The 25,544-nt window shown below is 63.1% G+C and carries 25 protein-coding genes, 2 tRNA genes and 1 pseudogene; 13 read left to right on the forward strand and 15 right to left on the reverse strand.

Going from position 1 to position 25,544, the window contains the following annotated elements; all coding sequences use genetic code 11:
• Positions 1-5 precede the first annotated feature (5 nt).
• The 4 genes from erpA (at position 6) to LB552_RS02725 (ending at position 1,917) form a co-directional block, all read left to right on the forward strand.
• The gene (gene erpA, locus LB552_RS02710; RefSeq protein ID WP_042644753.1) at positions 6-353 is read left to right on the forward strand and encodes an iron-sulfur cluster insertion protein ErpA; all 348 of its coding nucleotides are present in this window, start codon (positions 6-8) and stop codon (positions 351-353) included.
• A gap of 4 nt (positions 354-357) precedes the next feature.
• Positions 358-750, forward strand: coding sequence for a VOC family protein (locus LB552_RS02715; protein ID WP_224601724.1), 393 nt, complete (start codon positions 358-360; stop codon positions 748-750).
• Between the two features lie 7 nt (positions 751-757).
• Positions 758-1,552 (forward strand): exodeoxyribonuclease III, encoded by a 795-nt coding sequence (gene xth / locus LB552_RS02720; RefSeq protein WP_095765010.1) that lies wholly within the window; start codon positions 758-760, stop codon positions 1,550-1,552.
• Between the two features lie 71 nt (positions 1,553-1,623).
• A complete protein-coding gene (locus LB552_RS02725; RefSeq protein ID WP_095765009.1) occupies positions 1,624-1,917 on the forward strand; it encodes a hypothetical protein in 294 nt (97 codons plus the stop codon).
• A gap of 323 nt (positions 1,918-2,240) precedes the next feature.
• Here LB552_RS02725 and LB552_RS02730 read toward each other — a convergent pair whose 3' ends face one another.
• The 9 genes from LB552_RS02730 to LB552_RS02770 form a co-directional block, all read right to left on the reverse strand.
• Positions 2,241-3,068, reverse strand: a complete 828-nt coding sequence (locus tag LB552_RS02730) for a tetratricopeptide repeat protein (RefSeq protein WP_095765008.1) — start codon at positions 3,066-3,068, stop codon at positions 2,241-2,243.
• On the reverse strand, positions 3,055-4,779 hold the full coding sequence (gene ilvD, locus LB552_RS02735; protein WP_224601726.1) for a dihydroxy-acid dehydratase: 1,725 nt from the start codon (positions 4,777-4,779) through the stop codon (positions 3,055-3,057). The genes LB552_RS02730 and ilvD overlap by 14 nt, the downstream gene beginning before the upstream one ends.
• A 291-nt stretch (positions 4,780-5,070) precedes the next feature.
• Positions 5,071-6,339, reverse strand: a complete 1,269-nt coding sequence (locus LB552_RS02740; protein WP_224601729.1) for an OmpP1/FadL family transporter — start codon at positions 6,337-6,339, stop codon at positions 5,071-5,073.
• A 361-nt stretch (positions 6,340-6,700) separates the two neighbouring features.
• The gene (locus tag LB552_RS02745) at positions 6,701-9,484 is read right to left on the reverse strand and encodes a valine--tRNA ligase (protein WP_224601730.1); all 2,784 of its coding nucleotides are present in this window, start codon (positions 9,482-9,484) and stop codon (positions 6,701-6,703) included.
• A 209-nt stretch (positions 9,485-9,693) separates the two neighbouring features.
• Complete coding sequence (locus LB552_RS02750; RefSeq protein ID WP_140840486.1) at positions 9,694-10,491, reverse strand: PopZ family protein; 798 nt, start codon at positions 10,489-10,491, stop codon at positions 9,694-9,696.
• A gap of 279 nt (positions 10,492-10,770) precedes the next feature.
• Positions 10,771-12,153, reverse strand: coding sequence for a TolC family outer membrane protein (locus LB552_RS02755; protein WP_140840487.1), 1,383 nt, complete (start codon positions 12,151-12,153; stop codon positions 10,771-10,773).
• 186 nt (positions 12,154-12,339) lie between these two features.
• Complete coding sequence (locus tag LB552_RS02760) at positions 12,340-13,014, reverse strand: protein-L-isoaspartate O-methyltransferase family protein (RefSeq protein ID WP_140840488.1); 675 nt, start codon at positions 13,012-13,014, stop codon at positions 12,340-12,342.
• A gap of 92 nt (positions 13,015-13,106) precedes the next feature.
• Positions 13,107-13,180: transfer RNA gene (locus tag LB552_RS02765), tRNA-Cys, on the reverse strand.
• Positions 13,181-13,343: 163 nt separating this feature from the next.
• Positions 13,344-13,604, reverse strand: coding sequence for a hypothetical protein (locus tag LB552_RS02770; protein ID WP_095765002.1), 261 nt, complete (start codon positions 13,602-13,604; stop codon positions 13,344-13,346).
• Positions 13,605-13,811: 207 nt separating this feature from the next.
• Between LB552_RS02770 and LB552_RS02775 the strand changes: the two genes are divergently transcribed.
• Positions 13,812-13,886 (forward strand) — tRNA-Asn (locus LB552_RS02775).
• A 339-nt stretch (positions 13,887-14,225) separates the two neighbouring features.
• On the opposite strand, the gene LB552_RS02780 is transcribed toward LB552_RS02775, so the two are convergent.
• The gene (locus LB552_RS02780; protein ID WP_095765001.1) at positions 14,226-14,513 is read right to left on the reverse strand and encodes a hypothetical protein; all 288 of its coding nucleotides are present in this window, start codon (positions 14,511-14,513) and stop codon (positions 14,226-14,228) included.
• A gap of 251 nt (positions 14,514-14,764) precedes the next feature.
• On the opposite strand from LB552_RS02780, the gene LB552_RS02785 reads away from it, so the two are divergent.
• The 5 genes from LB552_RS02785 (at position 14,765) to LB552_RS02805 (ending at position 20,190) form a co-directional block, all read left to right on the forward strand.
• On the forward strand, positions 14,765-15,022 hold the full coding sequence (locus LB552_RS02785) for a hypothetical protein (RefSeq protein ID WP_224601732.1): 258 nt from the start codon (positions 14,765-14,767) through the stop codon (positions 15,020-15,022).
• A 24-nt stretch (positions 15,023-15,046) separates the two neighbouring features.
• Positions 15,047-15,817: a hypothetical protein gene (locus LB552_RS02790; protein WP_140840505.1), complete on the forward strand. Its 771-nt coding sequence runs from the start codon at positions 15,047-15,049 to the stop codon at positions 15,815-15,817.
• Positions 15,818-16,862: 1,045 nt separating this feature from the next.
• Positions 16,863-18,077: an HlyD family secretion protein gene (locus LB552_RS02795; RefSeq protein WP_224601734.1), complete on the forward strand. Its 1,215-nt coding sequence runs from the start codon at positions 16,863-16,865 to the stop codon at positions 18,075-18,077.
• Positions 18,074-19,690 (forward strand): DHA2 family efflux MFS transporter permease subunit, encoded by a 1,617-nt coding sequence (locus tag LB552_RS02800; RefSeq protein WP_224601736.1) that lies wholly within the window; start codon positions 18,074-18,076, stop codon positions 19,688-19,690. The genes LB552_RS02795 and LB552_RS02800 overlap by 4 nt, the downstream gene beginning before the upstream one ends.
• A gap of 68 nt (positions 19,691-19,758) precedes the next feature.
• Positions 19,759-20,190, forward strand: a complete 432-nt coding sequence (locus LB552_RS02805; protein ID WP_224601737.1) for a cupin domain-containing protein — start codon at positions 19,759-19,761, stop codon at positions 20,188-20,190.
• A gap of 42 nt (positions 20,191-20,232) precedes the next feature.
• Here LB552_RS02805 and LB552_RS02810 read toward each other — a convergent pair whose 3' ends face one another.
• From LB552_RS02810 to LB552_RS02820, 3 genes and pseudogenes are all read right to left on the reverse strand, one after another.
• Positions 20,233-20,688 (reverse strand): carboxymuconolactone decarboxylase family protein, encoded by a 456-nt coding sequence (locus tag LB552_RS02810; protein WP_095764997.1) that lies wholly within the window; start codon positions 20,686-20,688, stop codon positions 20,233-20,235.
• A gap of 87 nt (positions 20,689-20,775) precedes the next feature.
• Entirely contained in the window at positions 20,776-21,231 is a 456-nt protein-coding gene (locus LB552_RS02815) for an SRPBCC family protein (protein WP_224602259.1), read from the reverse strand.
• Between the two features lie 12 nt (positions 21,232-21,243).
• Positions 21,244-21,408 (reverse strand): annotated as a pseudogene (locus LB552_RS02820) (SRPBCC family protein); the annotation flags it as partial.
• A 231-nt stretch (positions 21,409-21,639) separates the two neighbouring features.
• Here LB552_RS02820 and LB552_RS02825 point away from each other — a divergent pair.
• The 3 genes from LB552_RS02825 to LB552_RS02835 all read left to right on the forward strand — a co-directional run bounded on the left by LB552_RS02825 (position 21,640) and on the right by LB552_RS02835 (position 23,464).
• Positions 21,640-22,395 (forward strand): copper homeostasis protein CutC, encoded by a 756-nt coding sequence (locus tag LB552_RS02825; protein ID WP_224601739.1) that lies wholly within the window; start codon positions 21,640-21,642, stop codon positions 22,393-22,395.
• Positions 22,395-22,901, forward strand: a complete 507-nt coding sequence (locus LB552_RS02830) for a GNAT family N-acetyltransferase (protein ID WP_224601741.1) — start codon at positions 22,395-22,397, stop codon at positions 22,899-22,901. Before LB552_RS02825 ends, LB552_RS02830 begins: the two co-directional genes overlap by 1 nt.
• 74 nt (positions 22,902-22,975) lie before the next feature.
• Complete coding sequence (locus LB552_RS02835) at positions 22,976-23,464, forward strand: SRPBCC family protein (protein ID WP_224601743.1); 489 nt, start codon at positions 22,976-22,978, stop codon at positions 23,462-23,464.
• Between the two features lie 6 nt (positions 23,465-23,470).
• Here LB552_RS02835 and LB552_RS02840 read toward each other — a convergent pair whose 3' ends face one another.
• Together LB552_RS02840 and LB552_RS02845 are read right to left on the reverse strand one after the other, a co-directional pair.
• On the reverse strand, positions 23,471-24,493 hold the full coding sequence (locus LB552_RS02840; RefSeq protein ID WP_224601745.1) for an acyltransferase family protein: 1,023 nt from the start codon (positions 24,491-24,493) through the stop codon (positions 23,471-23,473).
• 206 nt (positions 24,494-24,699) lie between these two features.
• Entirely contained in the window at positions 24,700-25,497 is a 798-nt protein-coding gene (locus tag LB552_RS02845; RefSeq protein ID WP_224601746.1) for an FAD binding domain-containing protein, read from the reverse strand.
• Between the last annotated feature and the right edge of the window lie 47 nt (positions 25,498-25,544).

Consider the following 25,544-nt stretch of genomic DNA (forward strand, 5'->3'; position numbering starts at 1 on the left):
CGCCGATGGGCGCGGATGCCAAGACTGCCATGAAGGTCGAGATGACCGATGCCGCGGCGAAGCGGATCGCCAGGATTGTTTCCGGCGAACCGGGCAAGACGGCGCTGCGCGTTTCCGTCGAGGGCGGCGGCTGCTCCGGGTTTTCCTACAAGTTCGATTTGGTAGGCGACCGCAACGATGACGATGTCGCCATCGAGAAGGACGGCGCAACCATCCTGATCGACGACCTGTCGCTGGTCTATATGGGCGGCTCAGTGATCGACTTCGTCGACGATCTGATGGGCCAGTCCTTCCAGATCAGGAACCCGAACGCGGTCGCCTCCTGCGGCTGCGGCACGAGCTTTTCCATATAGTCCGATGCCTGCCATCGGCGCGGTCCGTCAGGTCGCGCTCTCGGCTGGCCGCGATCTCGATGCGACGCTTGCTTTCTGGCGTGACGTGCTTGGTCTGAATGTGCACGCTCGCTACGATCCGCCCGGCATCGCGTTCATACTGGCCGGTGATGTGCGCCTCCTCTTCACCGACGGCGTTCCGGCCGGCACCGTCTATTTCGACATCGCCGGCCTCGAAGCCTTCCACGCCGAGGCGAAAGCCGCGGGCATTCCCTTCACCGCGCCGCCGACACTCGTCCACCGCGACACCGAGGGGCGGTTCGGCCCGGCGGGGGAAAGCGAATGGATGGCCTTTCTAAAGGACCCCGCAGGCAATACGATCGGCCTCGTCGAACGTCTGCCGTCCGAAGAGCATTGAGGTCCTCATGAAGATCGTCACCTGGAACATCAACGGCGTTCGCGCCCGCATCGGCAACCTCACCCACTGGCTGACCGAAAGCGCACCGGACATCGTGTGCCTGCAGGAGATCAAGACTGTCGACGACCAGTTCCCGCGCGCCGAGATCGAGGCGCTGGGCTACAATGTCGAGACCAACGGCCAGAAGAGTTTTAACGGCGTCGCTCTTCTGTCGAAGCTTCCCTTCGACGAGGTCAATCGCGGCCTGCCGGGCGATGATGCGGATGACCATGCCCGCTTTATCGAAGGCGTTTTTTCCACCGACCAGGGCGCCTTGCGGGTCGCTTCGCTCTATCTGCCGAACGGCAATCCGGTCGACGATGAACGGAAGTTTTCCTACAAGCTCGCCTGGATGGCGCGGCTGGAGCGTTGGGCGCAGGAGCGGCTGCGGCTCGAGGAAGCGCTGGTGCTGGCCGGTGACTACAACGTCATTCCCGAACCCGCCGATGCCCGGTTTCCCGAAAATTGGCTGGGTGACGCGCTGTTCCAGCCACAGACGAGGCAGGCCTTTCGCCGGCTGAAGAATCTCGGCTTCACCGAAGCGGTGCGCGCCGTGACCGACTCGGCCGGCGTCTACACCTTCTGGGATTATCAGGCCGGCGCCTGGCAGAAAAACAACGGCATCCGCATCGACCACCTGCTGCTCTCGCCCGAAGCCGCCAACCGCTTCTCGTCGGCCTCGGTGGAAAAGCACGTCCGCGCCTGGGAAAAGCCGTCCGACCACGTGCCGGTCGCCATCGACCTCAGCCTGCAGCCCGCCTGAGACGTTGCCAGGCACCCTGACCCAGTATCGCCACAAATCCCGTCTTTGATGCGGCTTGCTGTGGGGGTTGAATGGCGATCCGATTTCTTTTCTGGCCAGCCGGCCTTGCCTTGGCGCTTGCCGCGCCGGCGCCGTTGCTGGCGGCGCCAACCTGTCTTGCCAACGGCAAATCCTTCAACGTCGGCGAGACGGCGTGCCTGACGCTGGCCGGCGAGAGTTACCTCGCCCGCTGCGACATGGTTCTCAACAACACGTCCTGGACCAGGATCAAGGACGAATGTCCGGGCGAAGCGCCAAAGCCGCACCCGACATCGCTTTCGACCCCGACGCCCGGCCAGACGCCGACGGAGCCGACCGAGAACTGAGGCCTCGTTGATCTCCCCACCATCCAGGTTACGCTATGCACACATCTTCTGTGACTGGCGCGACTGATCAGGCCGAGGCTTGATTGCCAGGTGGTTCCCCCAATCCGTCGCTGCTTCGCAGCGCCACCTTTCCCCCCTCCGGAGGGAAAGGAAGGGAGCCTTGCTGGACGGGCGTTGACGGCAAAAAGCTTGGCGCCCTTCCTCTACCCCGTCGATCGGGGGAGAGGTGGCTCGGCGAAGCCGAGACGGAGTGGGGGGTCGACCAGCGCTACATTAGCCAATGCATGCGCAAAGCTGCCATGCACGCTATCGCCAACCTGCGCTTACTGGTCGCCGTTGTTGCCCTTGGTCAGGATATCGTCGGCGAGCGAGATCGCGGTCCGGCGATCGGCCTCGCCGGCCGCGGCGAAAGCCTCTTCCTGCATGTTGCGGATCCAGGGCTGGTCGGCCGCCGGAGCCCGCGCCAGCGCCGCGGTCATCATCGCCAGGCCGCGCACGACCTTGCCGCTCTGGAACAGTAGATTGCCGAGCGTCGCCTGCGCGCCGGCATGGCCCTTCTCGGCCGCGAGCTGCAGCCAGCGGCCTGCCTGCTTGACGCTGGCCTTCACGCCACCCTCGCCCTTGAGGAACATTTGGCCGATCTCGAACTGGGCGTTTGGATTGCGGTAGTTGGCGGCGGCGCGCATGTAATATTCCTGCGCCGCGACGTCGTTTTCCTCGACCGGGGTGCCGGGAATGCCCTTGCGAAGATAGTCGCCGAGCGCCACCAGCGCGTCCGACACATAGCTTTCTTCCGGCGAGCCGGGCTCGACATCCTGATCGACGATTTCCGAGAAGAACTTGAAAGCAGCGTAATCGTCGCGCGTCACGCCGTCGCCTTCGGCATACATGCGCGCAAGCTTCCAGGTGGCGCCGATCTGGCCGTTCTCGGCGGCGTATTTATAGGCTTCGACCGCCTGATCCTTATGGCCGCTCTTGTAGGCGGAGAACCCGAACTGGAACACCGCCCAGGGGCTCGACTGTGGCTTCACGCCGGTCTTGTCGTCGAACACCTTGTCGTCGAAGGCCATGGCCTGCCCGACGGCGCCCAAGGTCGCCAGAGCGACCAGTGCCGAAAAGACAGACGACCTCAACACCTCAGATGTCCGCATAGCAGTGCGTTTCTTTGGCGGCGCCCGGATGGGTCACCGCGCCGTCGCGGGCCGACCCGACGGCCTGCGCATATTTCCAGATCGCGCCGGACTGATAGTCGGTCTTGCGCGCCTTCCAACTCTTTGCCCGGGTCGCCAGTTCGGCATCCGACAGGGCCACCTCGATCGTGCCTTTCACGGCGTCGATCGAGATCACGTCGCCATCCCGGATCAGCCCGATCGGCCCGCCGACCGCCGCCTCGGGCCCGACATGGCCGATGCAGAAGCCGCGCGTGGCGCCGGAGAAGCGCCCGTCGGTGATCAGCGCCACCTTGCCGCCCATGCCCTGGCCGTAGAGCGCCGCCGTCGTCGACAGCATCTCGCGCATGCCCGGACCGCCGCGCGGCCCCTCGTAGCGAATGACGAGAACCTCGCCTTCCCGGTAGTTGCGCTGCGTGACCGCCTCGAAGCACTCTTCTTCCGAATCGAAGCAGCGCGCCGGACCGGAGAATTTCAGTTCCGACATGCCCGCGACCTTCACGATCGCGCCTTCGGGGGCAAGGTTGCCCTTCAAGCCCACAACGCCGCCTGTCTTGGTGATTGGCCGATTGGCGGGACGCACAACATCCTGGCTTTCATTCCAGGAAACGTGCTCCATATTTTCGGCCAAAGTGCGGCCAGTGACCGTCAAGCAGTCGCCATGCAGATAGCCGTGGTCGAGCAGCGTCTTCATCAGAAGCGGAATGCCGCCGGCCTCGAACATATCCTTGGCGACATATTTGCCGCCCGGCTTGAGGTCGGCGATATAGGGCGTCTTCTCGAAGATCGCCGCCACGTCGAACAGGTCGAACTTGATGCCGGCCTCATGCGCGATCGCCGGCAGGTGCAGCGCCGCGTTGGTCGAGCCGCCGGTGGCCGACACCACGGTCGCCGCGTTCTCCAGCGCCTTGCGCGTGACGATGTCGCGCGGCCGGATGTTCCTGGCGATCAGCTCCATGACCTTTTCGCCGGAGGCGAAATTGAAGCGGTCGCGCATCTCGTATGGGGCCGGCGCGCCGCAGGAATAGGGCAGCGCAAGACCGATCGCCTCGGCAACGGTCGCCATGGTGTTGGCGGTGAACTGGGCGCCGCAGGAACCGGCCGAAGGACAGGCCGCCTGCTCGATCTCGAGCAATTCGGCGTCGCTGATCGATCCGACCGAATGCTGGCCGACCGCCTCGAACACGTCCTGCACGGTGATCTGCCGGCCGCGATAGCTGCCGGGCAGGATCGAGCCGCCATAGATGAAGATCGACGGCACGTTGAGGCGCACCATCGCCATCATCATGCCGGGCAGCGACTTGTCGCAGCCGGCGAGCCCGACCAGCGCATCGTAGCAATGGCCACGCATGGTGAGCTCGACCGAATCGGCGATGACCTCGCGCGACACCAGCGACGACTTCATGCCCTGGTGGCCCATGGCGATGCCGTCGGTGACAGTGATGGTGCAGAACTCGCGCGGCGTGCCGTTGGCGGCCGCAACGCCCTTCTTCACCACCTGCGCCTGGCGCATCAGCGAGATGTTGCAGGGGGCAGCCTCGTTCCAGCAACTGGCGACGCCGACCAAAGGCTGCGCGATCTCGGCCGCCGACAGGCCCATGGCATAGAGATACGAACGATGCGGCGCCCGCGCCGGACCTTCGGTCACGTAGCGGCTGGGCAGCTTGGCCTTGGAGATTGCCTTGGCGTCCATCATCGTCCTTGCCGCACACCCCGCGGCCGGTCCCATCGCCGCGCCAACCTGGCACGCATCCCGGGACATATCTCGGGTGCTCCGGGTTTATGGCGGGAAATGGGCAGTCCCCTCTCTCTGACTTCTACAGCAGGGGTTGTTCATAAACTGTTGCTGAAACGTCACAATCGTATCGGGCGCCGGATGCGCGGCGAATCTGCCGTAGCGAGTTGAGCACTGAAAATTACGATCGCTGTCATCAACGAAAAGGGCCGGGCAATGCCCGGCCCTTTTCCGTTCAAATTTAGGCAGTTACCACTTGACCTTGAAGGATCCTGAAATGGCCGACACGAGGTCGTTGCCGAAGTCGGCGGTATAGTCCGTGCCGTAGGTAACGCCGTCAGAACCAACGACCGAGTGGATATGCCCGCTGGTTAGCACGCCCAAGGCGCCGCCTAGACGGACTTCCACATTCTGAGTCGGCGTATAAGCCACGCCAGCGCTGAGCGTCCAGGTATCTGTCTGAGCGCTGAGACCGGTAGTCGTGCCGCGATCCCAAGTGATCCCTGCAGCCCCACTCCATTGATCGTTGAACTTGTGGCCGATGCCTGCGGCAACCGTCCAGCCATCACGATAGAGCAAGTCGAGAGATGTAAGCCGCGTAGGACTGGTCGTCGTGCAAACTGCCACACCCGTCGGGCAGAAAGGAATGCTCTGCAGCACGCTCCAATCCACCCATTTGATGGACCCAAAGGCCAACCAGCCGGGAGCTATGCCGGACTGCAGCTTGAGCTCCACTGACTGCGGGACCTCCGAGGAACCGCTGACATCGGTGACCCTGCCCAAAAATGGGTTTAACGGATTGATGAACCCTGGAACCTGGGTCAGATCAAGCGTTCCGCTTAGATCATCGAGCTTGACAGCCGAATTATAAACCAGGCTGGCACGCAGCGCGATGTCTGGAATCTCATAAGCTACGCCCGCGCGCCATCCCCATCCGTCTCCCTCAAGATCAAGACGTCCGATGCCCGTACCGAATATTGCCGGAATGGGAGCAACCAGCTGTTCCTTGAAGCCCGAAACATCCTCGTGGAACACGCCGCCAATGAAGCGAAACTGGCCCTTGCCGAGGTCCATTTTGTACGAGCAGGTCGCACCAAAGGCTTCGCTCTTTACCTGCGTATTGACGTTCCCTTGTGCACCCGCCCAGTTGGCGCCCGGATTGCTGGATGCACCGATCGGTTGGGAGTAGTCCCCCAAGCAATCGATCGGACCCATGCCAACCTTGATACCCACGCTCGGCACCCAATAGCTTTCAGTGTCGCGGGCTGTGCTCGATCTACCCAGTGCATTGAGATTGCCGTCAGAAGGATCCGCATCCCTCACATTCTTGAGGTCGCGTTGCGGCATCACATAGGTGCCGGTGACCTCGCCCGTGACCTGTGCCGGATCGAAAAGCAGATCGATGTCGTACCAGCCACGCTCCAGGCCGCCGGCATGCGCCGGGACGACTGCGGCGCCGGCCAAAGCGATCGAAAAGCACCCTGCCCCCAGCAGCGCTTTGACTCGCAAAATGTTCATGGAAATCCCTCCCCAAATACAAGTCGCTCAAGCTAGAACCAATTCGGGTTAACGACGCAACAACGATTTCAGGAGCTGTACATGTACATCTTGACAGCACCTATTTTTGCCATGGTCATCGACGCCGCAATCGGCGCCTAAGTCGCGCGAACCGGCGTCAAAGGCTCGAAAGAATCCGGGGAAACTGCCAAAAACGGGGCAAAAACAGCCGGTTTTGGGTCTGACGGCCCTCATTGTTACATTATGGCAACAATGGGGCGCAAACTTTCCGTTTACGTCAAAATTAACGTAGCGGCAGCCGCATTTTCGAGGCAGCTAACGTACCGGAAAGCGCCTTCGGAGCGGCGGCGAATCTTGCCGTTCAGCCGGCGTCGCGGACCCTGGTCAAAGCCACCGAAAGCTTCTCCTGCGCCTCGCGATATTCGGCGAGTTTCTCGCGCTCTGCCTCGACCACTTCTTCAGGTGCGTTGGCGACGAACTTTTCGTTCGAAAGCTTCTTGTGCAGGCGGGCGATTTCCTCGGTGACCTTCGCCAGTTCCTTCTGCAGCCGCGCGGCCTCGGCCTGGAGATCGATCAGGCTGCCGAGCGGCAGGCTTACCGTCGCCTCGTTGATCACGATCTGCGCCGAACCTTGCGGCGGCGCATCGCCGAGCGCGATATTGCCGACACGCGCCAGCCGCTTGATCGCCTGCGCGTGGCGCTCCAGCCGCTCCTGCGTCAGCGTGTTGGCGCCGATCACCGTGAGCGGCGCGATTGCCGCCGGCGGCACATTCATCTCCGAGCGCACTGAGCGGACGCCCGAGACGAGATCGACCAGCCAGTTGATGTCGGCGGCGGCCTCCTCATCCTCGAAGTCGGGCGACGGCCACGCGGCGTGGCAAAGCAGCGACGAGCGCTCCTTGCCCTCGCCCGCGGTCTGCGCCCACAATTCCTCGGTCATGAACGGCATCATCGGATGCAGGAGCTTGTAGATTTCGTCCAGCACGAAGGCGACGCAGGCCCGGCTCTCGGCCTTGGCAGCCTCGTCCGTGCCCATGAAAACCGGCTTCAATAGTTCCAGGTACCAGTCGCAGAACAGGTTCCAGACGAAACGGTAGGCAGCACCCGCCGCTTCATTGAAACGATAGCTGGTGATGCCTTCGGTGACCGCGCGCGCCGCCCGCGTCAGCTCGGTCAGGATCCAGCGGTTGACCGGCAGCTTGGCGTCGTTCAGCCAGAACTCGTCGTTGCGCGCGACCTCGTTCATCTCGGCGAAGCGCGTCGCGTTCCACAGCTTGGTGCCGAAATTGCGGTAGCCGGCGATGCGCGCCGGATCGAGCTTCACGTCGCGGCCTTGCGCCGCCATGACGGTCAGCGTGAAGCGCAGCGCATCGGCGCCATATTCGTCGATCAGGTCGAGCGGATCGATGACGTTGCCTTTCGACTTCGACATCTTCTGCCCGTTCTTATCGCGCACCAGCGCGTGTACATAGACGGTGTGGAAGGGCTCCTCGTCCATGAAGTGCAGGCCCATCATCATCATGCGGGCGACCCAGAAGAAGATGATGTCGAAGCCGGTCACCAGCACGTCGGTCTGGTAATAGGTCTTGAGCTCCGGCGTCTGGTCGGGCCAGCCGAGCGTCGAGAACGGCCACAGCGCCGACGAGAACCAGGTGTCGAGCACGTCCTCGTCGCGGGTCAGGATCTCGCCGGGCTGGAAGTTCTCGAGCTTATCCTCGACCCAGGCCTTCCACGGCCCTTCCAGCGCGAGGTAATATTCAATGGCGGCAGCGAGCGCCTCTTCCTCGGTCTTCTCGACGAAGACGTGCCCGTCCGGTCCGTACCAGGCCGGGATCTGGTGACCCCACCAGAGCTGGCGCGAGATGCACCAGGGCTGGATGTTCTCCATCCAGTCGAAATAGGTCTTTTCCCAATTCTTCGGCACGAAGTTGGTACGGCCCTCGCGCACCGAGGCGATCGCCGGCTTGGCGAGCTCGGCGGCATTCACATACCACTGGTCGGTCAGGAACGGCTCGATCGGTACGCCGCCGCGGTCGCCATGCGGCACGGTGTGCCGGTGCGGCTCGATCTTGTCGAGGAAGCCGCCGGCCTCCATCAGCTCGACGATCTTCTTGCGCGCCGTGAAGCGATCGAGCCCATCCAGCTCGTCCCATACCGCCTGGCGCTCCGGCGTGACCTCTAGGCCGGCCAGGAAGTCCTCATTGTCCTTCAGCTTGATGGCCGCTTCGACCGTCAGGATGTTGATCGCCGGCAGCTTGTGGCGCTTGCCGACCTCGAAGTCGTTGAAGTCATGCGCCGGCGTGATCTTGACCGCGCCGGAGCCTTTTTCCGGATCGGAATACTCGTCGGCGACGATCGGTATCTTGCGGCCGACGATCGGCAGCACGACGTTGCGGCCGACCAGACCGGAGAAGCGCTCGTCATCGGGATGCACGGCCACGGCCGTGTCGCCGAGCATCGTTTCGGGACGCGTCGTGGCGACCGTGATAAAGGTCTTCGGGTTCTCAGGGTCGAACGCCTCGCCGTCGATCGGATAGCGGAAGTGCCAGAGATTGCCGTTCACCTCGTGCTGCTCGACCTCGAGGTCGGAAATGGCGGTGAGCAGCTTCGGGTCCCAGTTCACAAGGCGCTTGTCCTTGTAGATAAGGCCTTCCTTGTAGAGGGTGACGAAGACTTCGAGCACGGCCTTGGACAGGCCTTCGTCCATGGTGAAGCGTTCGCGCGACCAGTCGGCCGAGGCGCCGAGCCGCTTCAGCTGGTTGAAGATCGCGCCGCCGGATTCGGCCTTCCACTCCCAAACCTTCTCGATGAACTCTTCGCGCGTCAGATCGCGGCGGTGGATCTGCTTTTCCATGAGCTGACGCTCGACCACCATCTGCGTGGCGATGCCGGCGTGATCCATGCCGGGCTGCCAGAGCACGTTCTTGCCGCGCATGCGCTCGAAGCGCACCAGAATGTCCTGCAGCGTGTTGTTGAGCGCATGGCCCATATGCAGCGAGCCGGTGACGTTCGGCGGCGGGATGACGATGGTGAAGGCTTCGGCCCCTTCGTCCGCGCCGGCGCCGGCCCGGAAGGCGTCTGCCTCTTCCCAGATTTTGGCGATCTTCGGCTCGACGGCTTTGGCGTCGTAGGTCTTATCAAGCATGGAGGAGGTCCGAACTGTCGGGAACAAGCGTCCGGTGTAAATCGGAAGGTCTTGGCCGAGTCAACCGCGAGCGCAGCGATCGCTTCCACAGATAGGTCTGCCGCGGCCAGCGGCAATGCCGGCTAAGCCAGGACAGACGCGTTCATCCAGGCACCTTAAACAAAAGCGCCGCCCCAAGGCGGCGCTTGTCAGCCTGCATGTTGCGGCGGTTACTGCGCCCCGCGCGCCACGCGCTCGATCTCCTCGCGTACCAGCCTTTCGACCAGCGTCGGCAGGTTGTTGTCGAGCCAATCCTGCAGCATCGGCCGCAGCATCTCCTCGGCCATCTCGTCGAAGCTTTTCTTGCCGCGGCTGGCAAAAGCATCGGAAAGCTCGCCAAAGGCCGCTGCGACCTGCCGGCCCGTATGCTCGGAAAGGATAGCGGGCCGGGCCGGCTGCGCCTCCGGTTCGGAGGCCCGGGACGCGCCTACAGGCGCGGAATCTTCGAACGCCGGCTCTTCCTTCTCGACCTCGGCCTTCGGCGCGGCTTCCGGGGCCCGGATGGCCGGTCTCGCGGTGACCGTGCTGCCGCCGACCGCCGCTATTTCGCGCCGCCAGTCGGCGACAATGGTCTCGGCCGTCTGCGGCGCATTTGCCGCGGCTGGCTTGCCTGCGGCCGCCTGCGCGCCCGGCGCAGCGCTCTCAAGCTCAACTGTCGGCGCAGCCGTAGGCGCAGTCTTCACCGGCTCGGCGCGGGCGGCGCGCGGCAGCACCGGATCGGTCGCCGCAAGCTGCGCCTGGACCTCCGCCAGCGTCGGCGGCTTGCGGACGTCGGCATGCAATTCGGAACGAAAGGCATCAACCTCGACAGCGGGCGCGCCAGCCGCGGCCGGCTCCAGATCCTGGCGCAGCTCGCCGGCCTCGGCCGGTTGCTTGCGCCCGGTGTCGCTGTCTTCGATGATCCTTCGGATGGAAGCCAGTATCTCTTCCATGGAAGGTTCGCGCTGCGCGCTGCTTGCCGTCGCCATCGTCACATCCGCCGCCCTAGTGACCTGTCCAAGAACTTGACCTGTTCCAGAACCGACCGTTCAAGAACTTGACCCGCCCAAGAATTCCGTCCTGCCCGGGCCGGAATTCGAATCAATGGAAACAGCGTAACCGACCGATCGTCATCCGAGAATCCCCAATCTGGGGACACGTTGGATTTCAACAGATTAGGCGGCGCGCAGCCCGATGAGCCTCCCGGAAAGACAAACGCCGCGCATCCATCGGACACGCGGCGTTTGCAGGAAGCATGCTGTCGGCAATCAGCGCCCGTCGGGCGTGCGCAGTCCGAACCACTTGTCCTTGACGGCGTTGTAATGCTCTTCCGGCCTGTATTTGGTGACCGCCAGGCCCAGCCGATCCACCGACAACCGGCCCATAGCCTGGAGAATGGCATAGCTCGCCACCACCACGTCGCGCTCGGAACTGGCCTGGTTGATCTTGGCGGTGATGACTGCGTTCTGCGCGTTCAACACGTCCAGCGTCGTGCGCTGGCCGACATTGCGCTCTTCGATGACGCCGTTGAGCGCCAGCTGCGCGGCATCGATCACCTGCCTGTTGGCAGCTACCGTTTCGCGCGCCGCGGTGTATTGCGTCCATGCCGTGACCAGAGCCTGGCGCACCTGATCGCGGGTGACGTCGATCTGGATGCGCGCTTCCGAAAGCGACTCCTTGTTCTGCCGCACAACCGCCGAGGTCCGGCCGCCCGAATAGATCGGAATGGTCAGCGTCGCGCCGATATTGGCCGAGGTCGAGCTGCCGTTAGGGCGAGTGATCGAAGCGGGAGAGGAGTGGCTGTAATTGTCCGAAATGCCGGCCGAGGCCGTCACCTGCGGCAGCAGCGCGCCTTCCGACGACTTCACCGCAAAAGCCGCGGCATCGACGAGATGCTGTGTGGCAAGAATGGCGGGATGTTCGGCGGAAGCGATGGCCAAGGCCGAATCGACACTACCCGGCAGCAGCTTGCCCAGCGGCGAGGCTGGCTTGAGCTTGCCCGGCTCGTCGCCGACGATCTGGTGATAGGTGGCGGCGCTCGCCAGCGCCGTCGCGCGGGCGGCGCTCAGCTGCGCCACGGCCGTCGCGCGCGAGGCATCGGCCTGGGCCACGTCGGTGCGGGTGCCCTCGCCGACCTCGAAGCGCGAGCGGGCGGCGCGCGCCTGCTCGCTCAGGAACTGCAGGTTCTGCTCGGTCAACGCCGCGACCTGGCGGTCGCGAATCACGTCCATATAGGCGCTGGCCGCGTTGAACAGGATGTTCTCTTCGGTGTTGCGCAGGCTTTCGACCGAGGCCTTCACCTGCGATTCGGCGGCAGCGACATTGTTCCTGGTCTGAAACCCGTCGAACAGCGTCTGGTTGATCTGTATGCCGAAGTTGCCCGTGGTGATGTTCTGGGTGGAGCCCTGTGCGTGGGTGCTGGTGTAGTCGATGTTAGCCGAACCGGTGACGGTCGGGCGCCAGCCCGACTTGGCGATGGCCACGCCCTCATCGGTGACGCGAACGCCGGCGCGGGCCGCGTTGAGCTGCGAATTGTACTGATAGGCTTTGGCGAGCGCGCCCGTGATGGTTTCGGCGGAGGCGGCCAGCGGCGAAAGCGCGGTGGCCGAAACAAGGATAGCTACTAAAATACTCTTGCGTAGAGGCGGCACGTTATATCCCTCATTCGTTTTGCATGGGAACCACGCCACGCCAACCTACCCTTACGGATCGGCCAGCGCCGCGTTGTTTATCGTTCCCCCGCTGACGGCCTCCCAAAAACACCCGGTTAACCAAATCAGCAACGATTGTCAGGCGCAAGCGATCATGACAGCGCCTTCGCTGCAAGGCAAAAACGCTCAGAATTCAAATGCGTGAGCACGTTCGAAGCCCGGTAGTGGCTTAATTGCCGCATTAAAGGCACGCCTTCCGGTTACAACCCCCCCTGCCTTGACAAACAGCCGGGCCACGCCAGAGTTGCCACGCCCTTCGACCGCAACCAGGCGTCCATCTTCCGCGAGCTGGTCAAGCAATGCCTGCGGCACTTCCTCGACGCTGCCGCCGATGAAGATGACGTTGTAGGGGCCTTTGGCGGCCTGCCCTTGCGGCAGCGGCCCGGTAACGACCGTGACGTTTTGGCAGCCAAGGCGGGAAAGTGTTGATTTCGCGGCCTCCGCCAGCGCTGCATCGCTCTCCAGCGCGACGACGGAACGCGCGAGCCTGGACAGCAACGCGGCGGAATAGCCGGTGCCGCAACCGACATCGAGCACCGAATCGCTCGCGTCGATCTCGGCCAGCTGCAAAAGCTTGGCGAGCGGCGACGGCTCCATCAGGTAGCGTGCGCCGCTGCCGTCGGCGCCGTCGGAAATGCGGATGTCTTCATCGATATAGGCCAGATCCTGCTGTCCGGCGCCGACAAAGGCCTCGCGCGGAACGCTCAGCATCGCTTCGATGAGCGGCGCGCTGGTCACGTCCGTGGTGCGGATCTGGCCGTCGACCATCTTCACGCGGCGTTCGGAGAAATCAGCGTTCATGTCCCAACAATCCGCTCCCCGCGCCAGGCGCGCGGCCAAAACTTCAACCGGAACCCCGCTCCGGCGCGATTGCGCTGGAGCCCGCAAGCATCTGGAGGCCTCGCCCGGAATCGAACCGGGGTGCAAGGATTTGCAGTCCTCTGCGTAACCACTCCGCCACGAGGCCTCGCAATGCTCCCGGCGTTCCGAGCGAACTCATTATGTTGGCGCTCAAAGGTCGTCAAGCGCTCGCGCGTCATTCCCGGCGCTTTCGCATCGAGCGCCAAAGTGGTGATTACCAATCGGTTTCATGGGTCCGGAATCACTGCGGCGGAGGCCGCCCCGTGCTCTCAGTCGGGCCGCCGCCGGCGTTCCCACCAGACGACGAAACGCCGCCGGTGGCGTCGGATCATCGCGAATTCATAGGATAGAACCAGGAGACCGAGCGGAATCATCCAGAAACCGAGTATCGGCAGAAAGCCCAGAAGCCCGCCGAGCGTAAGCAGCATGCCGATCGCGATTCGCCAGCCGCGCGAGCGCGGCATGGTGAACTCGCGGCCGAAGATCGAAATCTTCCGCGCTGGGGCGTTGTCATCATCCGCTGCGGTCATTCAAGCCAGATCCATCTGCTGCCTAAGCCATGTCAAGACGACAACCGGCCGCTTTGTTCCGTGCCGGTGTGAAGCCCTTCATATGTGGGCGCGCCGGACGATGGCACAAATAGCCGCATCAAAAACTGGAGAAAAATTGCGAAATGCTTCTTTGCAAAGCCGAAAGGTGTTTGCTATAGGCTGCGCCACTCACGTCAGAGCCTCCGTTCCCCGGTAGCTCAGTGGTAGAGCAACCGGCTGTTAACCGGTTGGTCGCTGGTTCGAATCCGGCCCGGGGAGCCAAGTTCCACTCGGAACGCCTTGTATCTCGACGTTTTCAAAGCCCGGCCTTTCCCCAGCGGTCCACATTCCGGCACGCTCGAGGTTCAACCTCAAGGTAATGTCCGTCAAGCGCATCCACGACTGTGCCGAAACCGTCTGATTGTTGTCTGTTTCCAGATGCTGGCGATGCAGAATTGAGGGCAGGCGCCCGCCAAAAAAACCCGCCGCCCCATGGCAAGGCAGCGGGTTTTAAACGGCGGCCGCATCCATGCGGAATCGACCGCCTCAACCCGTCACCCGAGCGCATTGGGATCATTCCCTAGCGGGAGAACGGTGTGATGTGCTCATAGAGGGGAAGCTTCAGCCTCCCATCTTCTTGGCCATCGCGCAGAAGTCCGCGTGCGCCTTGTTGATGGTTGCGTCGCCGCAGTCTTTCAAAATCGCTGTACGCTCATCCGGCTTCATGGCCATCCAGGCAGTCTTGAAATCCGCCTCGGTTCTCAATGTTTTCATGCCAGCGTCGGTGAAGAACGGCGACATCTTGGCCGGGTCGTCGAGCGCAGACGTGCCGGTGCTACTACCGGCCATCGCGGCACTACCCATCATTGCGAGCGCAACTGCGCTCATGCAGAGCATCTTGATTTTCATTTGAATATCCTCCGGTTAGGTCCCAATGAAATGTGACCGTGACGAAAGAACGCGCAGTCATTCGAGACGTTCCCACGCGTTGCAAACAACCAAGGCGGTTGCGCCCGAATTACAGTGACGGTGCAGCCTCACATTGCTCCAGGAGCGCTGGCTCTGATCATTAGCCACCGTAATTCCGCCAAATCTGAAGCCTGGCATCTCGATTGCTCACCAATTGAACTAACGCAGACAACGACGTTAGGCCCAACGGAATGGGCATTCAGTCCAAATTGCTGGTCTTCACGAGGCCAAATAACCTTGCGAAGGAAAGGCAGGGGCAAATGGCCTGGAAACGAGCGATTGCTGTCGAAGACTGGTCTTGCGCCATGAGTGACGAGATTGGCCGCGTGGTCTTGGCCATAAACTCGACCGAAGGTGAAACGACCTACGTTCTGATGACAACCTTCCAGGCGGCGAAAATGGCTCAGGAGCTGCGGTCGCCGAAGATGGTCCCCCGATACGACATGTAGCCAGGCCAGCGGGGTTCCTAACGCATGATTGTTGAATTCGCAGGTCCGGCTGGGTCAGGCAAAACGACATTTGCGCATGCGCTCTATGAACAGTTGCGGGCTCACGGACACCCTGCACGGATTGTTCTCACTGACCGGCGGGTTGTTCACCGATCCATGCTGGACCCCGGCGGCATTGTCACTGCGATGTGTCGAGTCGCTCGCGCGGCTGCACGCTCGATTGGCATGGCCTGTCGCCCATCCGCAAATGCCGTCGACTTCAGAATTCGCGCAAACCTGGTGCACACACTGCCTCCCAGAAACGTGATCTGGCGCATCAGGCTAAGTCAATACGTTCTCCGCCTTGCCCGCGCATGGCGCCAATCTGCCGCGAGCGAGGAAATTCTTATTTTCGACGAAGCCTTCGTTCAGGCGGTTTCGATGCTCGCCTGCTTCAGTGGAACAGCAGATGAGACGTGCCTTGCACACGCGCTGGATTTCATCCCGGAGTCGGACGTGGTGGTTAGAATCGACGCCTGCGAGCAACTTCTCATCGAGCGGCTTGACCGGAGACAGAAGAGCCACACCTTTGCCGAGCGTTTGTTCGAAACCGGATTGGACAAAAGGCTTCAGTCGGCCACCGTCGTGGCGCGCGTATGCGGCTTGCTGACGGCGCGCGGCCGGTCGATCATTGACGTCGACGCCAACAATCAACGTGCACTAACGCTGGCGATCGACGAAATCGAAGAGGAAATCTTGGCGAGGTACAAACGCAGCTTGCACTCAGCAGCCTATCCGCCAATCCCGTTGGATTGAGTGGCGGCCTACAACGGACTTCCATTCACCGTCGGCGAAGACGGCTGCAGCCGCCAAACGTCTACACTCGCACGGGCAGTTCGGTCACAGTAGTTCCAGGAACAGCCGTCGATTTATTGGCAAGGCGGGTCTTGGTTCCCACTGGCCGGCTAGGCATCCTGCATTTGTATGGCAAGAATCTTGGGTCGGGCTGATAGGCTCGATCTCAGCCGGAGCGTTGCGAGCCTTGCTGGTCAGGCCCGGCCTGACAGGTTCTACCCCGCCAGCCTTGCCGGGCCGCTTCGCCGAGGTAACGACCCGCTGTCGTCGCCGGCTAGGCCTCGTCCTCTTCGATCCCAATGCTGTCCCCCTCGCCATGGACCTTGTTCCGGTCCCATTCGTTGGTGTTGTCGGGCGGCAGCATTTCGGATTTCGCGTTGCTTGTCCTTGCGCGGCTTGGGACCGGGCAGATCACGCGATGATTTAGGGTCGATTGAGCTTATCCCCGCGGTCGAACAGAATGCCAACGGTAGGCGGGCTCGAATGTCCTGCTGTGGGATGCAGCCGCCTGACTTGTAAGCGTTCGCCGCTGCTTGCCAGGGCCGGCGGCGCCGGTGCGAGGCTAGCAAGCCAGGTGGCTTGGGAGCGCGGCGGTTCGCCGTCGATGTCCGTCGTCGCCTTCATTCAACAGTTCCAGCAGCGCGGTACAATCGATCAGATCGTGAAACTGGGCGCTTGGGTCAAGCCGAAGGCAGGAGCCGTAAGATCGCAGGCTTCGCAGCCCCTGCATTTTTTGCAGCCTCGCCCGACGTTCCGCTTCTCCCGGCAATGGCCGAGTTGAGCTTTTGTCCTTTTCCATCGGAGACTGCATGAGCAGCCCCTCCCTGACGTTTCGGTCGCAGCGACGATCCTATTACTCGCGCAGCGACGCTGCCATCATCCATTTGCAGGCCAATGCCTCCGGCGGGACTGAGGTGAACCCGGCATCCAGCGACAGGAACCTTTGCGGAAAACACCCGTTGACCCTGCTGCGAGAGGGGGTTGACGATATCTGGGGTCCGTTGCCTTGGACGCAAAAACTGACAGAAAAGAGCGCGAAACCGCTCCCGCCGAAGAATCGCGTGCTCAGCCGCGGTCCGATCGGCAGCAACGCCCGCCGGGCGACGACAAGCGCGTCGAAGACAGACCCGTAGAAGACAAGCGCGACGACGAGCAGGCGCAAGACAGGCAGGCGAATGACGGTTCGCCCGACGGCAACAAGCCCGGTCTCATCAAACGCCACCCCTACATAGCGACGCTCATCGCGATCCTCGTCTTGTTGGTCGTCGCGGCGGTGGTGATCTGGTGGAACGCACGGCACTATGAATGGACCGACGACGCCTTCATCGACGCGCGAACGGTAACGGTCGGCGCGGAAATTGCCGGGCGCATCACCGACGTTGCCGTGACCGACAACCAGCCGGTCGAGGCCGGCGCCGTGCTTCTGCGCATCGACGACAGCGACTACCAGGCCTCGCTCAAGCAGGCACAAGCCGGCGTGGCGGCGGCGCAGGCCGAGATCGCCAATGTCCAGGCCCAGACCCAGGCGCAGAACGCCAAGATCGATGTCGCCGGAAAGCAGGTGGCCCAGGCGCAGGCTGCGTTCGAATTCGCCAAATCCGAGGACCAGCGCAACCGCGAGCTGCTCGCCAAGGGCACGGCAACGCAACAACAGGCACAGCAGGCCGCTTCGACCTTGCGCCAGGACCAGGCAGCGCTCGATGCCGCCAACGCCAATGCCGAGGCGGCGAAAAGCCAGGTTGCGGTTCTGCAGGCACAAGGCAAGAGCGCCGAGGCCAAGCTTCGGCAGGCTGAAGCCACCGAGGATCAGGCCAGGACCACTCTCGCCCGCACGATGATCACGGCGCCCGTGGCGGGCCATGCCACCAACATCACGGCGGCGAAAGGCACCTATGCGCAGCCCGGCCAGGTGCTGATGATGTTCGTGCCCAAGGACGTCTGGGTGAAGGCGAACTTCAAGGAGACGCAGCTCGACCTGATGCGGCCGGGCCAGCCCGTCGACATCGCCATCGACGCCTATCCGGAAAAGACCTTCCATGGCCATGTCGACAGCGTCCAGGCCGGCAGCGGCACGGCGTTCAGCCTGCTCCCGGCCGAAAACGCCACCGGCAATTTCGTCAAGGTGGTACAGCGCGTGCCGGTCAAGATCGTCTTCGACCAGCCGCCCGGCGTCTATCTCGGTCCCGGCATGTCTGTGGTGCCGACGGTCAAGGTCAGATGAGCGATGCCGCAACAGTCCAGGGCGACCAAAGCCGGTCGGCGGCCGGCGGGCGCAACCCCTGGCTCATCGCGATCGTCGTCTCGATCGCCACCTTCATGCTGGTGCTCGACACCTCGATCGCCAATGTCGCGCTGCGCAACATCGCCGGCAGCCTGGCCGCCGGCATGGATGAAAGCACATGGGTGATCACCACCTATCTCGTCGCCAACTCCGTCATCATCCCGGTCAGCGGCTGGCTCGCCAGCGTCATCGGCCGCAAGCGCTATTACATGATCTGCGTGGCCACATTCACGCTCGCATCGCTGCTGTGCGGACTGGCCCCCAATCTGCCGACGCTGATCGCCTTCCGCATCCTGCAGGGGCTCGGCGGCGGCGGCATGGCGCCGAGCGAGCAGTCGATCCTCGCCGACACTTTTCCGCCGGAGAAGCGCTCCCAGGCTTTTGCCCTCTACGGCATTGCGGTCATCGTTGCGCCAACGGTCGGCCCGACCATCGGCGGCTGGCTGACGGACAATTTCTCGTGGCATTGGATCTTCTTCATCAATGTGCCGTTCGGCATCATGTCGCTGGCGCTCGTGCAATGGCTGGTGATCGAGCCCGACATTCTCGAGCGCGAGCGCCGCGAGCGGCTGAGCAAGGGGCTGAAGGTCGACTGGATCGGCTTCATCCTGGTGGCGATGGCGCTCGGTTGCCTCGAAGTCTTTCTCGATGAGGGCCAGCGCAACGACTGGTTCGCCTCGACCTTCATCACCATCTTCGCCGTGATCTCGGCGGTGTCGTTCCTGCTGCTTGTTCCTTGGGAGTGGACGAGGCGCGATCCGATCGTCGACATCCGCCTGCTTTTCAGCCGTCAGTTCGGCATGTCGTTCCTGGTCATGATGGCGGTGGGCGCGGTGCTCTTCAGCACCACCCAGCTTTTGCCGCAGCTGCAGCAGACGACCTTCGACTACACCGCCACCCTATCCGGCCTGTCGATGATGCCGGGCGGCATCGCCATGCTGATGCTGATGCCGATTTCGGGCTTTGCCGCCGGTATCGTTCAGCCGCGCTATCTCATCATGCTGGGCATGTCGGTGGTCGCGGTCGCGCTCTGGCACACGACTTCGCTGACGCCCGATGCCAGCTTCGGTTTCTTCGCCTATGCGCGCGTCTATATGATGATCGGCCTGCCGTTCCTGTTCATCCCGATCTCGACCGCCGCCTATGTCGGCCTGCCGCCGCAGAAGACCGATCAGGCGTCCTCGCTGATCAATGTCGCGCGCAACCTCGGCGGCAGCATCGGCGTGTCGCTGTCCAACACGGTGATTGCCCAGAACGCCCAGTTCCATCAGTCGGTGCTGGTCAGCCACACTGCACAGTCGAGCGACACCTATCAGCAGACGCTTCGCCAGGTAACCGACCATTTCGTCGCCGAAGGCTCGCCGCTGGCCGAGGCCAGGCAACAGGCCGTGGGTTGGATCGGCCAGGAGATCGGCCGCCAGGCTTCGCTGCTCGCCTATGTCGATGTCTTCTTCTATTGCGCAGTAGCGACGGCGCTGCTCGTGCCGCTCGCCCTGCTGTTGCGACCGCCGAAGTCTGGGACAGCCAAACGGCAGGACAGCCCCGCCGTGTAACAGAGCCGCTTGCAAAAGGATGCTTGTGCGTCAATGTCGGGCGATGGTGCGGCAATTTGGAGGGGACTATGCGCAACATCACAATACTGGCATTGCTGGCGATAGCCGCCGTCTACGCGACCGCGGCCAACGCCTTGGACAGCGGCAACACACCGGTCGTGGTGACGCCGCTGGCGGCGAAGACGACGACCGCATCGGGCCAGCCGATCACGCTGCCGCAAAAGAATGTCGAGGTTCAAGTCTCGTCATACCAGATAGCCCCCGGCGCTACCCTGCCGGTGCACAAGCACCCCTTCCCGCGCTATGCCTATGTCGAGCAAGGCACGCTCAGGGTCGCCAATGTCGAGACCGGTGCCGCCAACACCTACAAGACCGGCGACTTCATCGTCGAGATGATCGGCCAGTGGCACCAGGCCACCAATATCGGCACCGATCCGGTAAAGCTGCTGGTGATCGATCAGGTCGAGCAAGGCGCCAAGAACACGATCCTGAAACAGTAGCCGGCGAGAGGCCCGCTTCGGAGCGGGCGCCCTCCTCCCACCTTATCCCCAAGCGCCCACGGGTTGCCGCGTGGTGGCGTTCAGGCGGTTGAACGCATTGATCAGCGCGATCTGGATCACCAGGGCGGCGAGCGCCTTGTCGTCATAGTGGCGCGCCGCTTCGTCCCAGACGTCGTCCGGCACCGCATCGGAACGGTCGGCCATGCGCGTCGCGGCCTCTGCAAGCGCAAGCGCCGCGCGTTCGGCTGCGGTGAAATAAGGCGTCTCCCGCCATGCCGACACGGCGAAGATCCGCTCGTCCTTCTCGCCGGCCTTCTTCAATTCACGCGCATGCATGTCGACGCAGACGGCACAGGCATTGATCTGGCTGGCACGCAGATGAACGAGCTTGCGCGTCACATAAGGCAAGCCGCCGGCTTCGGTCGACTTGTCGAGCGCCAGCAGCGCCTGCAGCGCGCCGGGAATGAGCATCACCGGGTTCTTCAATCTTGCTTCCATCGTCGGTCTCCTTCAGACGTTTTTCTGCGAGCCCTGGATGCAGACGCATCAGGGGACTTGCACCACATGCCGGCGCAAATGTCGGGATCAGCCCGGCCGGGCGGCAACCTGCTCAAGCCGCTCCAGGATGCGCGGCCAACCGCTTCCCATGCCTTTGTAACCAGGCTCGTCCTGCGGCCTGAAGCCGGATTGCTCCATCCGTACCCGGGTGGCATCGCCTTCTGGCGTCAACGACCATGTCACCACCGTCTTCAGGCCACTGTCGGACTCGCTGCCGTCGCCCCAACTGTAGGCGAGCAGCCTTGGCGGTTCGACCCTCAATACCACACAGTTCGTCACGCCTGACCAGCCGGGCACGGGCTTTGCGCGAAAGGTGAAGCGATGGCCTTCGACCGGCGCGAAGTCATTTTCCATCAGCCATTCGGCAACGAGATGCGGAAACGTCAGCGCACGCCAAACCTTGTCGGCGCCGTGTGGAATGAGCCGCTCGACAACGATCGATTTGGTTTCATCCTTCGTCGGATCTTTGGCGATATCGTCCATGGCATCCTCCTTGTCCAATTGTTCCAACAATTTCTGCAAAGCCGCGAGACAGCGCTTCCAGTGACGGCTGGCGCGTCGATAGCTCTGTGCATCCCGCGGCCTGAAGCCCGATTGTTCCACGCGCAGATGGGTGCCGGTTTCGGTCGGCGTCAGCGTCCAGGTGACGACAGTCCTCAGGCCGGTCTTTGTGCGATCCTCTTCACCATCTCCAGGCGGCACGCCGTGCTTCCCATTACATCAATAACTCACCAGCTATGGGTCATCTATAACCTGACAGTTATAAATGTCAACGGCATTCTGCACCGAGCCTCGATAATCACCGCCGAACCCTGGATCGATCGTTGCGGCTTTCGCGGCAATGGCCGCGATGCTAGGGCTGGCGATCTGTTGAAACATGGATGGACATTGGTGACCCACGCCCGACTCCCCCTGATCGAAATCTGCGTCGAAGGCATTGACGGGCTGCTCGCCGCGCAGGCCGCCGGCGCCGACCGGGTCGAGCTCTGCGCCAGCCTGATCGAAGGCGGCATCACGCCGAGCCTGGGCACGGTGCGCGCCGCGCTCGAAAGCGCGACCATCCCCTTCCATGTCATCGTGCGACCGCGCGGCGGCGATTTCCTTTACAGCGAGGCCGAATACCGCTCGATGCTTGCCGATGTCGAAATGCTGCGCGAGCTGGGCGTCGCCGGGGTCGTCGTCGGCTGCCTGACCGCCGACGGCGCCATCGACGAGGCGCGCATGCGCGCGCTGGTTGATGCTGCCGGCCCGCTCAACGTCACCTGCCACCGCGCTTTCGATATGACGCGCGATCCGGCCGAGGCGCTCGAGGCCTTGATCCGCTGCAAGGTCGGCCGTGTGCTGACCAGCGGCCAGCGCGACACGGCGGTCGAAGGCGTCGGGCTTCTGGCGGAACTCGTTCGCCAGGCCGGCTCGCGCATCATCATACTCGGCTGTGGCGCACTCGCCCCCGACACGATTGGCGAGGTCCGCAGGCGTACGGGACTGACCGAGATGCATTTTGCAGCACTTGCGGACGTGCCGAGCGCCATGCGCTACCGCAACCCGAATGTCGGCATGGGCGGCAACGACCTCGACCGCGAATACCGCAACACGGTGACCGATCAAGCCAAGGTGGCTGCGACGATCGCGGCCGCGAGAGCTTGATGGCGCAAGTGATGAGCAAGGAATTGCTGCCGATCGAACGCGTCTCGCCCGCCGACGAGCCCACCATCCTCGCGCTCAACAACGAGCATGCGGCGGAGCTGTCCTGGCTCGAGCCGGAACGGCTTTCCTTCCTGCTCGGCGAGGCTTTCTACACCCGCCGGATCGGCGCGCTCGAAGCCTTCATCCTATGCTTCGACCAGGACGCAAGCTACGACAGTCCGAACTTCCTCTGGTTCCGCGAGCGCTATCCGCGCTTTGTCTATGTCGACCGTGTGGTGGTCGCGGCCGGGGCGCGCGGCCGTGGCCACGCCCGACGGCTTTACGAGGATCTGTTCGAGCATGCCCGGCGCGCCGGCCACGCGATCGTCACCTGCGAGGTCAACGCCGATCCGCCCAATCCGGCCTCCGACGCCTTCCACGCAGCGCCCGGCTTCGCCGAAGTCGGCGATGCGGTGATCCACGGCGGCAAGAAGTCGGTGCGCTATTGGGCGAAGCCCGTCGCCTGAAGATGCCTCCGAAGCCGCTGGCAAGGAAAACAAGCCGCAGCTAATATGGCCGCTCCGCTGGCTGGGGCGACGTCATGGCAAGCAATGTCTTCCGCTTCGACGAAAGCTGGGACATCCCTGAAGGCACGCCGCAGGAAGTTTGGGACGTGCTCTCGGACGCCGAGCTCCTGCCGCTCTGGTGGGGCGATGCCTATAAGGAGGTCGAGCCGCTCGACAGGAAGGGCAAAGGCGTCGTCGGTGCCCGTGCCAAAGCGAGAGCGCGCGGCGCCCTGCCCTATGAGCTGAACTTCATCATCGAGGCGGCCGAGCTCGAGCCCGGCCGGCTGGTGGTGGTGAAGACCTTCGGCGATTTCGACGGCCTGTGGCGGGCGGAGCTGTCGCCGTCCGGAGCAGGCACCCATGTCGATCTGGTTTGGCAGGTCACGGTCGAGAGGCCGATCCTCAAGCTGCTGGCGCCGATTCTGAGACCAGCCTTCGCCTGGAACCATCGTTGGACCACGCCGCGCGGCGAAGCCGGGCTTCGCCGCTATCTCGCCGCGCAGAAGGCGGCCACGCCAGCCTGAGAGCGCTCACCAATTGCGGTTGAGCCAACCGCGCGCTGGCTTTTCAACGATGTAATAGCTGCAGAGCGCGCAGGCGAATACAGCCGCCAGCATCGGGATCGGCGCGCGACCGTGCTCATCGACGAATTTGTAGAAAGGCTGCTGCCAGAGATAAAGCGAATAGGACCACAGGCCGAGCATCACCATCGGCCGGGACGACAACGGCCCCGTCAGATAGCCGCCCGCGAAGTCGAGCGTGTTGACGGCGAGCGCCAGCAGCGGCACGCCGACAAGATAATGGATCGTGGTCGGCACCGGATCGAGGAACAGCAACACGCCGCCAACCGCCGCCGCAAGCGCCACATGCCGGTTTTGCAGGAAAGCCGGCAGACGCCCGTCGGCCTTGAGCAGGCAGATCGCCGCGGACAGCAGGATCGAGGCGATATGCACGTCGCTCCGCCAGTAACTGGTCTCGTAGCCCATGCCGAGAACCCCGTACGAAATAGCGCCGTTGGCCATTGCCAGCAGCGCCAGCACCACCAGCAGCCGCACGACGTTCGCCCGACCCGTAACCACCACGCTGATCAGCGCCAGCAGGATATAGGAATGCTCCTCGACGCAGAGCGACCAGATGTGGTCGAGCGCGCCGGCGCGGGTGATCAGGACGCCGGCGTAATTGTAGGTGAAGGTCAGCGCCGTCAGCGCCGCTTTCCACTTGAAGGCGATGAAGGTTCCGGTCAGGCCGATCATGGCGGCAATCACGAACATTAGCAGCGCTGGATAGATGCGCGAGAAGCGGCGCTTGAAGAATTTCTTCAGCGGAAAGCGCTCGATGAACAGGATTTCGCCCATCAGCCGGCCGCTCAGCACGAAGAAGAACTCGACGCCGAGCACGCCGAGATTGAGCCCTGGGACCGGAAAGAAATGGCCGACCAGCACCATGGCGATCGACAGGCCTCGCCAACCGTCGAGATAGGCCAGTCTTGCCCTGGCTTCCCTGTCGGTCGCGGTCCGCGGCAGGACAACGGACGCTGCGGAGATGTCGGTCATACCGTGCCTTCGCGACTCGAGGTCCGCATGCGAAACATTGCCCGCACCCCGGACCATCTGGTATTCCCGCCAGATTTATTTTGCAGTGCGGGATAACTTTGTGCAAGTGCGAAGCCGCATTTCGACAGGCGTTTGCGGCTAAACCATTGCCGCAGCGAAAGAAAAAGGGGCCGCGAGGCCCCTTCTTTCATGCATGGCGTCGCCGTTCAGGCGTTGGCAGCAGCCACGGCGCGCTTGGCCATCACCGGGATCAGATTGGCGCGGTAATCGGCGGAAGCATGGATATCGCTCAGCAGCCCCTTTGCCGACACTTTGAGGCCGCCGAGTGCCGCGACGTCGAAATTCTTCGCCAGCGCTGCCTCGATTTCCTTGGAGCGGAAAACGCCGTCCTCGCCGGCGCCTGTCACAGCCGCCCTCACCCCGTCCTTGCCCTTGGTCACGAACACGCCGACGATGGCGTAGCGCGAAGCCGGGTTGCGGAATTTCTGGTAGGCCGCCTTGGCGGGAGCGGTAAAGCTCACCGCCGTGACGATCTCGCCGTCCTTCAGCGCTGTCTCGAACAGGCCCTTGAAGAACTTGTCCGCCGCGATCTCGCGCTTGTTGGTGACGATCGTCGCGCCCAGCGCCAGCAATGCCGCCGGATAGTCGGCCGCCGGATCGTTGTTGGCGATCGAGCCGCCGATCGTGCCCTTGTAACGCACGGCCGGGTCGCCGATCAGCGATGCCATATGTGCAAGCGCCGGGCAGGCCTTCCTCAGCTTCTCGTCGGTGGAGACGTCGTAATGCGTCGTCGCGGCACCTATGGTCACGGTCTTGCCGGACACCTTGACGCCCTGCAGGTCCTTCAGCCGCGAGACGTCGACGAGGTCCGACGGTGCCGCGAGCCGCGTCTTCATCGCCGGGATCAGCGTCATGCCGCCGGAGAGCAGCTTGGCGTCGCCGTTCTTCAGCAGCCTTGCGGCGTCGGCGACGGAGGAAGCGCGATGGTAGTTGACGGAATACATGTCTCTTTTCTCCCTTCGGGGAAAAAGCGAATAGGGAGTAGCGAATA

Source organism: Mesorhizobium sp. CA7 (assembly GCF_020165015.1).
GTDB lineage: Bacteria > Pseudomonadota > Alphaproteobacteria > Rhizobiales > Rhizobiaceae > Mesorhizobium.

What these genes read in the sequence shown, in the direction of transcription:
- LB552_RS02730 (WP_095765008.1), bottom strand. Translation starts at nt 3,068, where the DNA reads ATGCGGACATCTGAGGTGTTGAGGTCGTCTGTCTTTTCGGCACTGGTC.
- LB552_RS02845 (WP_224601746.1), bottom strand. Translation starts at nt 25,497, where the DNA reads ATGTATTCCGTCAACTACCATCGCGCTTCCTCCGTCGCCGACGCCGCA.
- LB552_RS02830 (WP_224601741.1), top strand. Translation starts at nt 22,395, where the DNA reads ATGGCGCAAGTGATGAGCAAGGAATTGCTGCCGATCGAACGCGTCTCG.
- LB552_RS02740 (WP_224601729.1), bottom strand. Translation starts at nt 6,339, where the DNA reads ATGAACATTTTGCGAGTCAAAGCGCTGCTGGGGGCAGGGTGCTTTTCG.
- LB552_RS02745 (WP_224601730.1), bottom strand. Translation starts at nt 9,484, where the DNA reads ATGCTTGATAAGACCTACGACGCCAAAGCCGTCGAGCCGAAGATCGCC.
- LB552_RS02810 (WP_095764997.1), bottom strand. Translation starts at nt 20,688, where the DNA reads ATGGAAGCAAGATTGAAGAACCCGGTGATGCTCATTCCCGGCGCGCTG.
- LB552_RS02760 (WP_140840488.1), bottom strand. Translation starts at nt 13,014, where the DNA reads ATGAACGCTGATTTCTCCGAACGCCGCGTGAAGATGGTCGACGGCCAG.
- LB552_RS02785 (WP_224601732.1), top strand. Translation starts at nt 14,765, where the DNA reads ATGGGCATTCAGTCCAAATTGCTGGTCTTCACGAGGCCAAATAACCTT.
- LB552_RS02805 (WP_224601737.1), top strand. Translation starts at nt 19,759, where the DNA reads ATGCGCAACATCACAATACTGGCATTGCTGGCGATAGCCGCCGTCTAC.
- LB552_RS02815 (WP_224602259.1), bottom strand. Translation starts at nt 21,231, where the DNA reads ATGGACGATATCGCCAAAGATCCGACGAAGGATGAAACCAAATCGATC.
- LB552_RS02790 (WP_140840505.1), top strand. Translation starts at nt 15,047, where the DNA reads ATGATTGTTGAATTCGCAGGTCCGGCTGGGTCAGGCAAAACGACATTT.
- LB552_RS02725 (WP_095765009.1), top strand. Translation starts at nt 1,624, where the DNA reads ATGGCGATCCGATTTCTTTTCTGGCCAGCCGGCCTTGCCTTGGCGCTT.
- LB552_RS02750 (WP_140840486.1), bottom strand. Translation starts at nt 10,491, where the DNA reads ATGGCGACGGCAAGCAGCGCGCAGCGCGAACCTTCCATGGAAGAGATA.
- LB552_RS02835 (WP_224601743.1), top strand. Translation starts at nt 22,976, where the DNA reads ATGGCAAGCAATGTCTTCCGCTTCGACGAAAGCTGGGACATCCCTGAA.
- xth (WP_095765010.1), top strand. Translation starts at nt 758, where the DNA reads ATGAAGATCGTCACCTGGAACATCAACGGCGTTCGCGCCCGCATCGGC.
- ilvD (WP_224601726.1), bottom strand. Translation starts at nt 4,779, where the DNA reads ATGGACGCCAAGGCAATCTCCAAGGCCAAGCTGCCCAGCCGCTACGTG.
- LB552_RS02715 (WP_224601724.1), top strand. Translation starts at nt 358, where the DNA reads ATGCCTGCCATCGGCGCGGTCCGTCAGGTCGCGCTCTCGGCTGGCCGC.
- erpA (WP_042644753.1), top strand. Translation starts at nt 6, where the DNA reads ATGGGCGCGGATGCCAAGACTGCCATGAAGGTCGAGATGACCGATGCC.
- LB552_RS02800 (WP_224601736.1), top strand. Translation starts at nt 18,074, where the DNA reads ATGAGCGATGCCGCAACAGTCCAGGGCGACCAAAGCCGGTCGGCGGCC.
- LB552_RS02840 (WP_224601745.1), bottom strand. Translation starts at nt 24,493, where the DNA reads ATGACCGACATCTCCGCAGCGTCCGTTGTCCTGCCGCGGACCGCGACC.
- LB552_RS02780 (WP_095765001.1), bottom strand. Translation starts at nt 14,513, where the DNA reads ATGAAAATCAAGATGCTCTGCATGAGCGCAGTTGCGCTCGCAATGATG.
- LB552_RS02770 (WP_095765002.1), bottom strand. Translation starts at nt 13,604, where the DNA reads ATGACCGCAGCGGATGATGACAACGCCCCAGCGCGGAAGATTTCGATC.